The following is a 13,918-nucleotide window of genomic DNA, read 5'->3' as shown; positions in this document are numbered from 1 at the left end:
CCTAGACCCACACTGGGGGCAAAACTAATCCCCGGCCGCCCGGCCCCCCCCGGCCCCCGCCCCCGCGGGGGGGCCCCCGGGGGGGGCGGGGGGGGGGGGGGGGCCCCCCCCCCCCCACCCCCCGAATCTGCGTCAGCTGGCAGAACAAGAACCGAAGAAGACGGCCGTCATGGCGCCCATGACGTACTTGAACTGCTTGGCGCCGGTCTTGATCGCGCTCATCGGATCCTCCTTGTGTCGCTCCTGGCGGACGGGCGTTCCGTGCTCCGTGAGGGGCTGATCCGCTCGTCCCTGGGTGACAACACCCTGGCGCGATCGTGGTGTTGCGGGCAATGATCGGGTCCGTTCAACGGACCGGCGGAAGCGGAGGGCGGCACCACCGTTCTTGCTGATGAGCCGGGACGAACGGGGAGTTACGGGCACCATCCGACCGATGGCGTCCGTGCGAGAGGGGGATCCGCTCATGGCCAGATCCGGCACTGAGGGGCGGGGAGTTCTGGAGGGCGCGTTCGCGCTGATGGAGGTGCTCGCGCAGGGCGACGAAGTCGGCCTGACCAGGCTGGCGGCGGACGCCGAACTGCCGAAGGCCACGGCGCACCGGCTGCTGGGGCAGCTGGTCGCGCTGGGCGCCGTCCAGAGCGTTTCGGGCCGCTACCGGCTGGGCCCGAGGACGTTCCGGCTGGGGCAGGCGTGGCATCCGGCGCGGGCGCTGCGGGCCGCGTCGGCGCGGCCGTTGCGTGAACTCGCCGCCGTCGGGGGTGGGAGGCTGAGCGTCAGCCTGTCGGTGCCCGAGGCGGGGCACGCCCTGGTCGTCGGGAGCACGCGCAGCGAGGTGGACGACGTGTTCGCGCTGTATCCCGGTGTCGTCCTGCCGCCCGGGAGCGCGGCCGAGCTGGTCCTGACGGCGTCGGCTCCCGAGGCGGGCCCTGCGCAGGGGTGGTCCCGGGCCGCGTGGTCGCGGGAGGTGGCACGGGCCCGGGAGCAGGGGATGGCCTTCCAGTACGGGAGCTGCGTGAGCGAGCTGTCGTGCGTGGCGGCTCCGGTGTACGCCGGGACGGGGCAGGTGGTGGCGGCCGTGGCGGCTACCTCGCTGGACGGCAGGCAGGTCGCCCCGCTGGGAGAGGCCGCCGTCCGTACGGCGGCGATGGTCAGCGCCAACCTGTCGAAGCTGCCTCCGCCCGCGGCCCGGCCGCGCCGCGAGTGGGAGGCCCCTCGGGGCCCGGCCGGCCGGACCGCCCCGCACGCCGTGATGGCGCGGCCGCACTAGCGGGAGGCTGCGGGCGGGGCGGGCGGCGGCGTCCGGTGCCCCGCCCGTTCCCGCCCGCTCAGCGCAGGTCGAGGCGCATCAGGACCCGGGGGTGACCGGCCAGTACGGAGGTGGTGTCGGCGGCGTGCACGAAGCCGGCGCGTTCGAAGTTCTTGCGCAGGCCCGCGTACGCCATCGTCGGGTCGGCCCGGGCCTCGCCGTTGTCGAGGGGGTAGGCCTCGATCGCGGGTGCGCCGTGGGCGCGGGCGAACTCGACCGCGCCCGCGATGAGGGCGTGCGAGATGCCCTTCCTGCGGTGGCCGGGGCGCACCCGGACGCACCACAGCGACCAGACCGGCAGGTCGTCGACGTGCGGGATCGTACGGCTGCGGGCGAAGGAGGTGTCGGCGCGCGGCGCCACGGCCGCCCAGCCGACGGGCTCGCCGTCCTCGTGGGCGAGGACCCCCGGGGGGATCGCGCCGCGGCACAGCTCGGCGACGTACTCGCCCCGGGCAGGGCCGCGGAGGGCGTTGTTGAGCTTCGAGGGGACCCGGTAGCTGAGGCACCAGCAGACGTTGGCCCCGGGGGACTTCGGGCCGAGCAGGGTGCGCACGTCCTCGATGACCGATGCGGGGCGGACTTCGATGGCCATGGGGCCACAGTGCCACGGGGGGCGGCGGACCACCGGTAGGCGGCGACGGACCGGCCGTTCGTCCGGCATCGGTAATATCCGTCGAACTTCCGCGCGCGGCACGGGCCGTGGTCGGATGGGCGTTCGCCTGCGCCGCGGGCCGGTCGACGGGCGGCGGCACCGTCCTCGGCCGGATCGCCGAGCGCACCCCCACCCCCCGCTTCGTGCGATGCGCACCTTTCGAGAGGCAGTCCGAAACATGCCCCTGGCACATCCGTCCTTCAGCGTCCTGTCCGACGAGTTCGCCGCCGCGCCCCACCCCTTCTACTCCCGGCTGCGGGAGCAGGCTCCGGTGCACTACGAGCCGGCGATCGACAGCTGGTTCCTCTCCCGCCACGAGGACGTGAAGCGGGTGCTGACCGACCACGAGGCGTTCACGACCGAGATGCTGCAGGTGCGTGCGGAGCCCGTGATGCGCGGGCGGGTCCTCGCCCAGATGACCGGCGCCGAGCACACCGCCAAGCGGAAGATCGTCATCCGGGGATTCACCGGATCCGCCCTCCAGGACCAGATACGCGCCATCCACGCCAACGCCGCGGAGCTCATCGCCCCGTTCCTCCCCCGGGGCCGGGTGGACCTGGTCAACGACTTCGGCAAGCCGTTCGCCGTGCACGTGGCCCTGGACGTCCTCGGCCTGGACAGAGCCGACTGGCAACAGGTGGCCGACTGGCACGCCGGGGTCGCCGAGTTCGTGACGGGCCTGAACCTCACCCCCGAGCGCCGCCGGCACTGCCTGGACTGCGCGGAGCGATTGGAGGCCTACCTCGCCCCCGTGATCCGGCGGCGGCGCAGCCGGCCCGGCGATGACCTGGTGTCGAAGCTGTGCACCGCCGAGTTCGACGGCGTCACCATGAGCGACCGCGACGTCACCGCGCTGATCATCAACGTGCTGGTGGCGGCCGCCGAGCCCGCGGACAAGACCATCGCCCTGCTCTTCAAGCACCTGATCGACCACCCCGGGCAGATGGCACAGGTCCGCCGGGACCCGGACCTGCTGGCCGCCGCGATCGCCGAGACCCTGCGCCTCACCCCGCCCGTCCAGCTCATCCCCCGCCAGACGCAGGAGACCACCGTCCTCGCGGGCACCGCCGTCCCGGCGGGCGCCACCGTCTTCTGCATGATCGGCGCGGCCAACCGCGATCCGGACGCGTTCGCCGACCCGGACACCTTCGACATCCACCGCGCGGACCTGGGCACGGCCCGCTCGTTCACCGCCGCCGCCCAGCACCTGGCGTTCGGGGCCGGACTCCACCAGTGCGTCGGCGCGGCCTTCGCCCGTGCCGAGATCGAGACCGTCGCCGCGCTGCTCCTGCCCCTGCTGGACGAGGTCCGCTACAGCCCCGGGTTCCGCTACCGGGAGACCGGCCTGTACACGCGCGGCCCGGTCTCGCTGTCGCTGGACTTCACTCCCGTCCGCGCGGGTGGAACCCGCCGCGGCTGACGGCCGTCTTGCAGGGCGGCCCCGGCCGGGGGCGGCGAAGCCCCGTACTCCCCGGTCTCCACAGGCCTGTTACCGCACACCCCCCACTCCCCGAGGCGAAGACGACGATGACAACGACCGACATCACCAGAGCCATCAACGACCTGCTGTTCACCCCCGGCCTCGACCTCGACGAGGCCGTCGAGCGGCACTTCACCCCCGACTACCGCCAGCGTACCGACGGCGTGTGGGGCGACCGGGCCTCCTTCGTCCAGCACATGACGCGTCTGCGCACCCTGGTCCGCAGCGGGGACATCGAGGTCCACGACGAACTGCGCGACGGGCCGCGCTATGCCGACCGCCACACCGTCACCATCACCCAGCACAACGGACGCACCTCCCGCACCGAGGTCTACCTCTTCGCCCGCATGGCCCCCGACGGCCGGTTCCAGAGCGTCGAGGAGACCACCCTCCTGGTCACCGGCCACCCCGACGACGGGAACCTCGGCAGCGTCAAGTGACGCGAACGGGGGCTCCGTCAGGAGCTCCGACGAGGCGGTCCGAAGCGAAAGAGAGCGCTCTCCGCATCCGCGGGCTCACAGAGCGCCGGTGCCGGAAACAAGGAGGAGGGGACACTTCATGGCGTCCGTAGGGGAAAGACTCAGCAGGGCCCGGGTGCAGGCCTTCATCGGCCGGGAGGAACAACTCGGGCTCTTCGGGCAGGCGCTGGACGGCGATGCGCAGGCCCCGTTCGCGTTCTACGTGTGCGGGCCGGGCGGCATCGGGAAGTCCACGCTGCTGAGGCGGCTGGCCGACCACGCCCGCGAGGCGGGGCGGCTGCTCGTCGAACTCGACGGCCGGTTCGTCAGCCGGGACCCGATCGACTTCGAGCACGCCGCCGGACCGTTCCTCGACGTACCGGGCACGGTCCTGTTCGTGGACTCCTTCGACCACTGCCAGTGGCTGGAGAGCTGGCTGTGGCACCACTTCCTGCCCCGCGCCGCGGACGACACCCTGGTCGTACTGGCCGGACGGCGCGCCCCGCAGCCCCAGTGGACCGCCGACCCTGCCTGGTCCGGGCTGCTGCACGTGAGCGAACTGGAGCCGTTCTCCGAGGACCAGGCCCGCAGCCTGCTGGTCGCGGCGCGGATCCGGCCCGAACTGCGCGACCGGGTGCTCCGCTTCGCCGGCGGCAACCCGCTGGCCCTGTCCCTCGCCGCCGCGGCGGGATCGGCGGGCTGCGCCCGGGAGGAGATCTGGGCCCCGTCGGCGGACGTCCTGCGCACACTGCTGGCCGGGCTGGTCGGGGAGGTCCCGACGGCCGCCCACCGACGCGCCCTGGAAGTGGCGGCCCAGGCCCACTCCACGTCCGAGGAGCTGCTGTCCTGCGTACTGCCCGGAGAGGACGCCCACCTGCTGTTCTCCTGGCTGCGGGACCTGCCCTTCATGGAGTCCACGCACCGCGGCCTCCACCCGCACGACGCCGCCCGCGAGACGCTCGCCGCCGACCTGCGCTGGCGCGCCCCCAACGCCTTCGAGGCGATCCGGGGGCGCCTGGCGGACGAGTACCTGCGCATCCTGCGCGAGGCGCCCGAGGAGCGGGTGTGGACCGTCACCGACGAGCTCTTCTACCTCTTCCGGGAGGGCGAGACCCTGTCCCGGCTGCGCACCTGGTCCCGCGACGAGGAACTGCACGACCGCCCCCTGCACCCGGACGACATGGACGTCGTCCTGCGGATGGCCGAGGAGACCGAGGGGCCCGAATCGGCGGAACTGGTCCGCTACTGGGCGCGGCGCCAGCCGCAGGCCTTCAGCGTCTACCGCCTCGTGAGCACCGGCCGGATCGTCGCCTTCACGGCCCGGCTCGCCCTGCCGGCCCCTGCCGACCCCGAGGACCTCGCCGCCGATCCCGTGGTCGCGGCCGCATGGCGGTACACCGAGTCCACCGCACCGGTGAGCCCGGGCGAGCACATCGGGATCAGCCGCTTCTCGGTCTACCCCGAGCAGTACCAGGTGCCCTCGCGGGTCATCGACCTGAGCAGCTCCCGGGCCCAGGCGGAGGCGGCCCGGGCCCGCGGCCGCGCCTTCGGCTTCGCCGTCTTCCGCGACGCCGAGGCCTGGGCCGAGCGGGTCGGGGGCACCCTGCGCGACACCGGGGAGCGCCCCCGCGTCGGCGCTCACACCTACGGGGTGTTCGGCGTCGACTGGCGCGAGGTCCCCGTGGAGACCTGGCTGTTCCACTTCATATCGGCCCCCGAGGTCCCGGTCCCGGCGGGTCCGGCGGCCGTCTCGCGCACCGCCTTCGACCAGGCCGTGCGCGAAGCGCTGGCGCACTGGCGCGACCCGAGCGCCTTCGCCGCCTGCGCCCTGATGCGCACCCGGCTCGCCGCCGATCTCGGGGATCCCGTCGAGGAGCTGCGCGCACTCCTGCGCCGGACCGTCGACGACCTCGCCCGCGACCCGCGCGGGGTGCGCGCCCGCGAGGCCCTGACCACGGGGTACTTCTCCGGCGTGCCGACCCAGGAGGGTGCGGCCCGCCGCCTCGGCCTCCCGTACGGCACCTACCGCCGCCATCTGCGCCAGGGCCTCGACCTGCTCGGCGAGGCGCTGTGGGAGCTGGAGCTCCGGGGCCCGCGCCCGTAGGCCCGCGCCCGTGGAGGGGCGCCCGGCGGGACGGGGTGGACAGGTGCGGACAGCAGTGGACACCCCCCGCCCCCGCCGGGCCTGGAGAGTGGACAGCGGTCGGGGCGAGTCTGTGCGCCATGAACGCCGTACGCACCCGGACGGACCGGGCGCCGGACCGGCCCCGCGGGCCGGGTCCGGCCCGGGGCCGGGACGCGGGGCAGCCGGCCCGGGGCGGAGCATCGCCCGCGGCCGGCCCCGGTGCACCCGCCGTGGACGGCGTACGCGCCGGGCCCACCCACCTCGAGAAAGAGATCTCGTCATGACCACCGCGAAGCCGCCCTACCTGACCGGCCATTTCACCCCTGTCGCGCAGGAGGTCACCGCCACCGGCCTCCGTGTCGAGGGCACCCTGCCGCCGGAGCTGTCCGGACGGCTGCTGCGCAACAGCCACAACCCGAAGCCCGGCGTCACGCCCACCCACTGGTTCAAGGGCAGCGGCATGGTCCACGGCATCCGGCTGCAGGACGGCCGCGCCGAGTGGTACCGCAACCGCTGGGTCCACACCCCCGCCCTCGACGGCGCCCCCTACATGACCGACAAGGGCCCCGACCTCACGGCCAGCGCCGCCGGCACCCACATCATCGAACACGCCGGCCGGCTCCTGGCCCTGTGCGAGGCCAACCTGCCGTTCGAGCTCGACCCCGAACTCGGCACGGTCGGCGCCTACGACTTCGACGGCAAGCTCCGCACCGCCATGACCGCCCACCCCAAGGAGGACCCGGTCACCGGCGAACTCCACTTCTTCGCCTCCTCCCCCTTCCCCCCGTTCCTCACCTACCACGTCGCCGACGCCACGGGCACCCTCGTCCACACCGCCGAGGTCCCGGGAGCCACCGCCTCCCTCAAGCACGACTTCGCCCTCACCCGCCGGCACGTCGTCTTCATCGAGGGCAACGTCACCTTCGACCCCACCGAGCACTCCGGCATCCCCTACGGCTGGAGCGACCAGCAGCCCTCCCGCATCGGCGTGATGCCGCGCGGCACCGACGGACACCACCACGTCCGCTGGTACTCCATCGAACCCGGCAACATGCTCCACGTCTCCAACGCCTACGAGGACGGCCAGGGCCGCATCGTCCTGGAGGGCCCCACCGTCGACCGCGAGGGCTTCCGCCTCTCCTGGAACTGGTGGACCGGCGCCCCCGGCCGCGGCAGCGAACCCGTCTCCCGCTCCTACACCCGCCGCTGGACCATCGACATGCAGGCCGGCACCGTCGACGAACGCATCATCGACGACCTCCCCGTCGAGTTCCCCACCCTCAACGAGGAGTACCTCGGCGCCGAGAACCGCTACCAGTACGCCATCGCCTTCCCCGACGAGAACGGCCTCGGCGGCTACGGCCTCGTCAAGTACGACCGCACCACCGGCGCCCGCCGCATCCACCAGGTCGGCGACGCCCGCCTGCCCAGCGAAGCCGTCTACGTCCCCGCCCAGGGCGCCACCAACGAGGACGACGGCTACCTCCTCACCGTCGTCTCCGACCTCAAGCAGGACGCCTCGCAACTCCTGGTCCTGGACGCCGCCGGCCTGAGCACCGTCGCCACCGTCCACCTCCCCCACCGCGTCACCGCCGGCCTCCACGGATCCTGGATCCCCGACACCCCCGACAGCGCGGCCTGACCCCGGTTCCCCGACACGCCGGAGGCCGTTCCAGAGCGCTCTGGAACGGCCCGCGGAACGTCGTACGGCGCCTGCGAGCCCGTCTGCGGCGGTGGCCCAGGTCGGCGGACATGCGAAAGGCCGCTCTCCCGTGAACGAGAGAACGGCCTCCGACGTGCGAAAAGCACAGTCGGGACGACAGGATTTGAACCTGCGACCCCTTGACCCCCAGTCAAGTGCGCTACCAAGCTGCGCCACGTCCCGATACCCGCTGACCTGGGGTTTCCCCTGGCCGAACGCGCATGAGAACGATACCGCATTTCTGTGGGTGGTCGCGCGCGCCTTTCCGTCACCGGTCCGCGATCAGGTCAGGCGGTTCCGGTGGTCAGCTCCGGATGGGCCGCGATCAGGCGCTTCGGAGCCGCCTGGAGCCAGGAGTCGGTCAGGATCGAGCGCAGCTCGGCCTCGTCCTGCACCGCTGCCAGGCGGACCCGGATCCACGCGTAGTTGTCGTCGTGGCCCGCGCGCACGAAGAACTTCTCCGGCTCCGCCGCGATCAGCTCGGCCCGTTCCTCCTTGGGGCATTTCACCCCGATCGAGGTGTCGTCGTCGGCGAGCGCGGCGAAGATCTTCCCGCCCACCCGGAAGGTCGGCATGCCCCATGCCGGTTTCTCGGTGCTGTCCGGGAGGGACAGTGCGATCAGGCGGACGTCCTGCACGGTAGTGGCCATCCCCGGGACTCCTCTCCGGTCTCCGGCTCCGGTGGTTCCTCGTCCGACGACCGTAGCCCCCGCCACCGACAACGGCGCTCACGCGCGCCGGTCCTCCCGCTCGTGCAGCAGGGCCACCAGCTCCGCCGCCAGCTCCTTCACGGTGGCGAGCCCGTCGGTCCCCCACCGCCGCGGCACCACGTCCACCGCGCACACCGTGCCCAGGACGATCCCGCGCCGGTCCGTCAGCGGCGCCCCCAGGTAGGAACGGACCCCGCTCCCGTCCACCACCGCGTTGCCGGCGAAGCGGGCGAAGTCCCGCACGTCCTCCAGTACCAGCGCACGCCTGCGCACCACCACGTGCGGGCAGTAGCCGTGGTCGCGGGCCAGCACCCGTGCCGGGTAGCCGCTCTCGGGGGCATCGGGCGCGTGGTGCAGGCCCGCGAAGAACTGGCGTTCCTCGCCGACGAAGTTCACCCCCGCGTAAGGGGCGTCGAGGACGTCCGCCACACGCCGGGCGAAGGCGTCCAGCTCGGTGTCCACCCGCTCCCCCAGCCCCATTTCGCGCAGCCGCACGGCGCGCGCGGGCGCCTCCCGGTCCACGGGCGTGAGCAGCAGGTGTCCGGTCGATTCGTAGTAGAGCATCACGTTTCCCCCGACTCTGGTAACAACGGCGTCGATGTGGTCGATGGTGATCGGGCCGCGGACGTGCACAGCAGGTGACGGACCAGGGCGGCGAGCGTCACCGTCCCGGAGGCGGTCAGGCGCGCGTCGCACCGTACGACGGGCACCTCGGGCCCCAGGCCCACCGCGTCCCGGACCTCGTCGGGCGAGTAGCGGTGGCAGCCGTCGAACTCGTTGACGGCGACGATGAAGCCGATCCCGCGCCGCTCGAAGAAGTCCACGGCCGGGAAGCAGTCGGCGAGGCGGCGGGTGTCCGCGAGCACCACCGCGCCGAGCGCGCCCGCGCACAGCTCCTCCCACAGGAACCAGAAGCGGTGCTGGCCGGGCGTGCCGAAGAGGTAGAGCACGTGGCGGTCGTCCAGGGTGATCCGGCCGAAGTCGAGCGCGACGGTCGTCGTGGTCTTGGCCTCGACCCCGTGCAGTGGGTCGGCGCCGGCGCCGAGGTCGCTGAGGAGCTCCTCCGTGCTCAGCGGCTCGATCTCGCTCACCGCGCTCACGAAGGTGGTCTTCCCCGCCCCGAAACCCCCCGCGACCAGCACCTTCAACGTCGCGGGGGTGTCACAGTCGTCTGCGTAGGCCATCGAGCACCGCCAGGAGGAGGGACTGGTCATCGGCGGCGAACGACCTTCCGCCCGGGAACCGCGGCGACTGCGCCATCACGGCCCCGTGGTCCATGAGGTCGCAGAGCAGCACCTTGACCACCGCGGCGGGGAGGCGCAGCTGGCCCGCCAGCTCGGCGACGGTGACCGCCGCCGAGCCGGCGCACAACCGCAGCGCGAGGGTGTGCTCGGCCCCGAGCGGGATGCGCGGGCGCACGCCGGTCGCGGTCATCAGCGACAGCAGGTCGAGCGCGATGCCCGGTCTGGTCCGGCCGCCGCTGGCGGTGTACGGGCGCATCACCCGCCCCGCCGAGTCGTCGAGCCATGGTGTGTCCCGCCCTCTCCCGTACGCCCCCCTGCCGTGGGCCCTCATCGCTCCGCGTTCGCGGCGGGCCGCCGGGGCGCGGCCGCGAGGTACGGGCGGACGCTCTTGACCAGCATCGCCATCTCGTAGCCGAGGACGCCGGCGTCGGCCTCCCGGTCGGCGAGGACGGCCAGGCAGGTCCCGGATCCGGCCGCGGAGACGAAGAGGAGCGCGGTGTCGAGTTCGACGACGACCTGCCGGACCTCGGCCCCGTCGCCGAAGCGGGCGCCGGCGCTGCGGCCGAGCGAGTAGAGGCCGGAGGCGAGGGCCGCCATGTGGTCGGCACTGTCGGGGTCCATACCGTGCACGCAGGTCACGAGCCCGTCGGCGGTGAGCAGTACGGCACTGCGGGTGTACGGCACGCGTTGGACCAGGCCGCCGAGCAGCCAGTCGAGGTCGGAGAGCCGGCCGCCGGTCGTCGTCGCCATGTCGCCGCTCATGGGGGTGCGCTCCTTGCCGGGGGTCGTGGGGGTGCCGGTGATGCCGGTGGTACCGGTGGTGCTGTAGGTCATGCCTGGTTCTCCGACTGCGCGAGCCCGAAGCCCCGCTGGAAGGCGGCCATGAGGCCGGGGTCGTGCACGGGTTGCTCGGTGTCCGCGGGGCGCCGCGGGGCCGGTGCCTCGCGCAGCTGGGGCGCGAGGTGCTGCTGGGCCTGGCGCCGGGGCAGTACGGGCCGCTCGCCCGCGGCCGCGGAATCGGGGCCCGGATCCGCTGCGGACCCGACCGACAGCCACGTGTCCACCACGGAGCCGGTATCGCCCGCCGGCGCGGACCGGGTGTCCACCGCGGTACCGGGCCCCGGCCCGGGCACGGTCCAGGCATCGGCCGGCACTCCCGGCCAGGCGTCCGCCGGTGCACCGGTGGTGCCGGTCGCGTCCCAGAGCCCGGACGGGCTCTCGGTCCCGTCCCACGGGTCCGCCAGGGCCCCGGACACCGTCCCGGCCCCGGGATCCACCCCGGCCACGGGCCCGGGCGGCGGGTCGTCCAGTGGCTCCGGCAGCGTCGCCGTCGCGGTGCCGGGCTCCCCCGGCGGGCCGCCGGTGCCCGTCGTGGTCGCACCCCAGGAACCCGCGGGTCCGGGGCGGGGGGCGGGAACGGTCGGGCCCGCCCTGCGGGGCAGCGGCATACGGGCCGGCTCCAGCGGCGGCGTCACCCGCGAGCCCCCGGCCGCATCGGCCGCCTCGGCCGCCCCCAGCAGCTCCTGCGGCAGCACCAGCACCGCGAGGACGCCGCCGTAGATGTTCGACTTGAGCTCGACGGCGATCCCGTGCCGCCGGGCCAGCGCCGAGACCACGTACAGGCCGATCCGCCCGTCCGCGAGCAGGCTCCGGACGCTGACCTGCTCGGGGTCCCCGAGCAGGGTGTTCATCCGGTGCTGCTCCTCGGCCGGCATGCCCAGTCCCCGGTCCTCCACCTCGACCGCGATGCCGGCGGTGACGCGCTCGGCGCGCAGCACCACATCGGTGTCGGGGGCGGAGAACACCGTGGCGTTCTCGACGAGTTCGGCCAGCAGGTGCACCACGTCGGCGACGGCGTGTCCGCGTACGGTGCCGCCCGCCGGCGGCACCACCTTGACCCGGGTGTACTGCTCGACCTCCGCGACCGAGGAGCGGAGCACCTCGCTCAGGTCGATCGGCCGGGTCCACTGGCGGCGGGAGGCCGCACCGCCCAGCACCGCGAGGTTCTCGGCGTGGCGGCGGATCCGGGTGGCCAGGTGGTCGACGTGGAAGAGCTCCTTGAGCAGGTCCGGGTCCTCGACCGTGTCCTCCAGGTCGTCCAGCAGCGAGATCTCGCGGTGGACGAGGGACTGGAGCCGGCGCGCGAGGTTGACGAAGACCTCGAGCTTGCGCTCGCTGTCGGTCGGGGCGGCCGGTCCGGCCAGCCGTACCAGGGTCGTGTGGGCCTGTTCGCGGGCGCCGCGCAGCTCCTGGGAGAGCAGCCAGAACTCGTCCACACCGGCCGGGTCGCCCCCGGTGAGCGGCGCGTTCGGGCCGCCCCGGACCGGCCGCGGCGGCGCCTCGCCGCGCTCCAGCCGTTCGGCGGCCGTCCGCAGCTCCTGGCGGCCGCGCACGCTGGAGCGGCGCAGCGCCTCGCACCGGTCCCGTACGGCCTTGGCGGCGCGCTGGGCCCCGAGCAGGGCGGCGGCGAGGGCGCCCGCGGTGAGGAGGGCGCAGCCGGTGAGCACCGGCCAGAGCCGGGCGTCGCGGTCGCCGGCCCCGCCGCCGAGCTGCAGAGTGAAGATCACCGCGGCGGCTCCGCTGAGGGCGGCGGCGAGCGTGGGCAGGAGGGCGGCGCGCACCAGCTGGGGGCGTATCTGCCGGGCGGGACCGGTGACGGCGTGTCTCGACGGGGCGTGGCGGGCGGCGCGGAGTCCGGACATCGGCGTCCTCGGTACGTGGGGCCCGGCCCCCAGCATTCCCGGGGCCCGGTGTTGATCACCGAATACCCACGCTAGACCCCGCTCTCCCGCCCCGGACTGCCAGTTGGGGAACTTCACGGGGGTGCTTCCCGCTCCCGATGGAGCGCTCGTACAGCAGCCCGAATGCGCCGGTCAGGCCGCTGCGGCCGCCCGGCGGCGCCCCGCGCCGGGCCCTGCGGCCGGCCCGTTTCCCGGCCGCCGCGGGCAGACGCGGGCCGACGCGGCGGATCGGGCGGCCGGCGGGCGGCCCCGCTACGACCCGACGGCTTCGGGCTCCTCGCGGCCGACCGCCGGGGTGCGGCCGGGGAGCGTCGTCCGGGGGGCCGCGGCGGGAGCGGGTGCGGCTCCGCCCGCGACGAACGGGCGCCACCACGGCTCACCGGGCGCCCCCTCGGCGCCGGGCTCGAACGGCTGGCCGGGGATCGGCAGCGCGACGGCCGACCCGGACCCCTCGGCGGCGGCGAGGGTGCCCTCGCCGGGCTCGTCCCAGGGGTGCAGGGCCAGGTTGAAGGTGCCCCAGTGGATCGGCAGCATCGTGCCGTGCGGGGTGCCGCCCTGGAGGTCGAGGTGGGCGCGCATGCCCTCCTCGGGGGTCATGTGGATGTCGGGCCAGTACTCCGAGTAGGCCCCGATCTGGATCATCGTGGCGTCGAAGGGGCCGTGCGCGGCGCCGATCTCCGCGAAGCCGGGGAAGTAGCCGGTGTCGCCGCTGTGGTAGATCCGGTGCTCGTCGCCCGCGACCACCCAGGACGCCCACAGGGTGTGCTGCTGGTTGCGCAGGCCGCGGCCGCAGAAGTGCCGGGCGGGGGTCGCCGTGAGGGACAGCCCGGCGATCTTGGTGGTCTCGTTCCAGTCGAGCTCGCGCAGCCGGTCGGGCGACACGCCCCAGCGCTCCAGGTGCGCGCCGACCCCGAGCGGGACGGCGAAGAGCGTGTCCGTACCGGCCAGCGCCTTGATCGTCGGCAGGTCGAGGTGGTCGTAGTGGTCGTGCGAGATGACCACGACGTCCACCTCGCCCAGTGCGGCCAGCGGGACCGGTACGGGGTGCAGCCGCTTGGGGCCGGCGAAGGGGAAGGGGGAGCAGCGCTCGCCCCACACCGGGTCGAACAGCACCCGGTGCCCGTCGATCTCGGCGAGCACGCTGGAGTGGCCCATCCAGGTCAGGCGCAGACCGCTCACGGGAGGCTTCGCCAGGTCCGCGAGGGTGGTCGGGTGCACCGGGATGGCCCCCGCGGGGCTGCGCCGGATCCGCTGCTCGCGGTGGAAGTAGATCTTCGCGAACTCCGTCATCGAGCCCGAGGGCCTGTTCCGGGCCCCGACCGGGTTCTGGAAGACGCCGTCGGCGAAGTTCGGCGAGCGGCGGATCCGCTCCAGCCTGGCGCCGGACGGGTCCGCGCCGAAGGCTTCGGGCCGCAGGGCGCGCAGCCGAGGACGGAGGGGACGGGAGCCGGTCAAAGCGCCTCCAGGGAGGATGGGGTCGGTGCGGTCGTATCGCTACGA

At 74.0% G+C, this 13,918-nt stretch carries 13 protein-coding genes and 1 tRNA gene; 5 read left to right on the top strand and 9 right to left on the bottom strand.

From position 1 onward, the window contains the following. The first annotated feature begins 463 nt into the window (after positions 1-463). Complete coding sequence (locus AB0O53_RS13345) at positions 464-1,267, top strand: IclR family transcriptional regulator (protein ID WP_350991557.1); 804 nt, start codon at positions 464-466, stop codon at positions 1,265-1,267. 58 nt (positions 1,268-1,325) lie between these two features. Here the strand turns inward: AB0O53_RS13345 and AB0O53_RS13340 are convergent, their stop codons facing one another. Then, positions 1,326-1,898 carry a GNAT family N-acetyltransferase gene (locus AB0O53_RS13340; protein ID WP_365195217.1) on the bottom strand — a complete coding sequence of 191 codons (573 nt, stop codon included), beginning with the start codon at positions 1,896-1,898 and terminating at the stop codon, positions 1,326-1,328. 238 nt (positions 1,899-2,136) lie between these two features. On the opposite strand from AB0O53_RS13340, the gene AB0O53_RS13335 reads away from it, so the two are divergent. The 4 genes from AB0O53_RS13335 (at position 2,137) to AB0O53_RS13320 (ending at position 7,663) form a co-directional block, all read left to right on the top strand. Further along, complete coding sequence (locus AB0O53_RS13335; protein WP_365195214.1) at positions 2,137-3,378, top strand: cytochrome P450, cyclodipeptide synthase-associated; 1,242 nt, start codon at positions 2,137-2,139, stop codon at positions 3,376-3,378. 107 nt (positions 3,379-3,485) lie between these two features. Beyond that, positions 3,486-3,878 (top strand): nuclear transport factor 2 family protein, encoded by a 393-nt coding sequence (locus tag AB0O53_RS13330; RefSeq protein ID WP_350991551.1) that lies wholly within the window; start codon positions 3,486-3,488, stop codon positions 3,876-3,878. A gap of 118 nt (positions 3,879-3,996) precedes the next feature. Further along, on the top strand, positions 3,997-6,000 hold the full coding sequence (locus AB0O53_RS13325; protein WP_365195211.1) for an AAA family ATPase: 2,004 nt from the start codon (positions 3,997-3,999) through the stop codon (positions 5,998-6,000). A 301-nt stretch (positions 6,001-6,301) separates the two neighbouring features. Further along, positions 6,302-7,663, top strand: a complete 1,362-nt coding sequence (locus AB0O53_RS13320; RefSeq protein ID WP_350991547.1) for a carotenoid oxygenase family protein — start codon at positions 6,302-6,304, stop codon at positions 7,661-7,663. 169 nt (positions 7,664-7,832) lie between these two features. Here the strand turns inward: AB0O53_RS13320 and AB0O53_RS13315 are convergent. From AB0O53_RS13315 to AB0O53_RS13280, 8 genes are all read right to left on the bottom strand, one after another. Next, positions 7,833-7,906: transfer RNA gene (locus AB0O53_RS13315), tRNA-Pro, on the bottom strand. A 104-nt stretch (positions 7,907-8,010) separates the two neighbouring features. Further along, positions 8,011-8,373 (bottom strand): MmcQ/YjbR family DNA-binding protein, encoded by a 363-nt coding sequence (locus tag AB0O53_RS13310; protein ID WP_350991545.1) that lies wholly within the window; start codon positions 8,371-8,373, stop codon positions 8,011-8,013. Positions 8,374-8,451: 78 nt separating this feature from the next. After that, on the bottom strand, positions 8,452-8,997 hold the full coding sequence (locus AB0O53_RS13305) for a GAF domain-containing protein (protein ID WP_350992053.1): 546 nt from the start codon (positions 8,995-8,997) through the stop codon (positions 8,452-8,454). Then, a complete protein-coding gene (locus AB0O53_RS13300) occupies positions 8,997-9,617 on the bottom strand; it encodes a GTP-binding protein (protein WP_350991543.1) in 621 nt (206 codons plus the stop codon). Before AB0O53_RS13300 ends, AB0O53_RS13305 begins: the two co-directional genes overlap by 1 nt. Next, positions 9,595-9,933: a DUF742 domain-containing protein gene (locus AB0O53_RS13295; protein ID WP_350991541.1), complete on the bottom strand. Its 339-nt coding sequence runs from the start codon at positions 9,931-9,933 to the stop codon at positions 9,595-9,597. The genes AB0O53_RS13300 and AB0O53_RS13295 overlap by 23 nt, the downstream gene beginning before the upstream one ends. Positions 9,934-10,004: 71 nt before the next feature. Beyond that, positions 10,005-10,439: a roadblock/LC7 domain-containing protein gene (locus AB0O53_RS13290; protein ID WP_350992051.1), complete on the bottom strand. Its 435-nt coding sequence runs from the start codon at positions 10,437-10,439 to the stop codon at positions 10,005-10,007. Positions 10,440-10,507: 68 nt separating this feature from the next. Continuing rightward, positions 10,508-12,379, bottom strand: a complete 1,872-nt coding sequence (locus AB0O53_RS13285; RefSeq protein ID WP_350991539.1) for an ATP-binding protein — start codon at positions 12,377-12,379, stop codon at positions 10,508-10,510. Positions 12,380-12,670: 291 nt separating this feature from the next. Continuing rightward, positions 12,671-13,873 carry an MBL fold metallo-hydrolase gene (locus AB0O53_RS13280; protein ID WP_350991537.1) on the bottom strand — a complete coding sequence of 401 codons (1,203 nt, stop codon included), beginning with the start codon at positions 13,871-13,873 and terminating at the stop codon, positions 12,671-12,673. Between the last annotated feature and the right edge of the window lie 45 nt (positions 13,874-13,918).

This window comes from Streptomyces erythrochromogenes, assembly GCF_040684695.1.
Lineage (GTDB): Bacteria > Actinomycetota > Actinomycetes > Streptomycetales > Streptomycetaceae > Streptomyces > Streptomyces erythrochromogenes_C.
Note: the sequence above shows the minus strand (reverse complement) of the source record. Positions and strands in the feature narration are given on the sequence as shown.

Bases quoted from the DNA above. Each gene is read 5' to 3' on its own strand.
- AB0O53_RS13345 (WP_350991557.1), top strand. From the start codon at position 464: ATGGCCAGATCCGGCACTGAGGGGCGGGGAGTTCTGGAGGGCGCGTTC.
- AB0O53_RS13340 (WP_365195217.1), bottom strand. From the start codon at position 1,898: ATGGCCATCGAAGTCCGCCCCGCATCGGTCATCGAGGACGTGCGCACC.
- AB0O53_RS13335 (WP_365195214.1), top strand. From the start codon at position 2,137: ATGCCCCTGGCACATCCGTCCTTCAGCGTCCTGTCCGACGAGTTCGCC.
- AB0O53_RS13330 (WP_350991551.1), top strand. From the start codon at position 3,486: ATGACAACGACCGACATCACCAGAGCCATCAACGACCTGCTGTTCACC.
- AB0O53_RS13325 (WP_365195211.1), top strand. From the start codon at position 3,997: ATGGCGTCCGTAGGGGAAAGACTCAGCAGGGCCCGGGTGCAGGCCTTC.
- AB0O53_RS13320 (WP_350991547.1), top strand. From the start codon at position 6,302: ATGACCACCGCGAAGCCGCCCTACCTGACCGGCCATTTCACCCCTGTC.
- AB0O53_RS13310 (WP_350991545.1), bottom strand. From the start codon at position 8,373: ATGGCCACTACCGTGCAGGACGTCCGCCTGATCGCACTGTCCCTCCCG.
- AB0O53_RS13305 (WP_350992053.1), bottom strand. From the start codon at position 8,997: ATGCTCTACTACGAATCGACCGGACACCTGCTGCTCACGCCCGTGGAC.
- AB0O53_RS13300 (WP_350991543.1), bottom strand. From the start codon at position 9,617: ATGGCCTACGCAGACGACTGTGACACCCCCGCGACGTTGAAGGTGCTG.
- AB0O53_RS13295 (WP_350991541.1), bottom strand. From the start codon at position 9,933: ATGCGCCCGTACACCGCCAGCGGCGGCCGGACCAGACCGGGCATCGCG.
- AB0O53_RS13290 (WP_350992051.1), bottom strand. From the start codon at position 10,439: ATGAGCGGCGACATGGCGACGACGACCGGCGGCCGGCTCTCCGACCTC.
- AB0O53_RS13285 (WP_350991539.1), bottom strand. From the start codon at position 12,379: ATGTCCGGACTCCGCGCCGCCCGCCACGCCCCGTCGAGACACGCCGTC.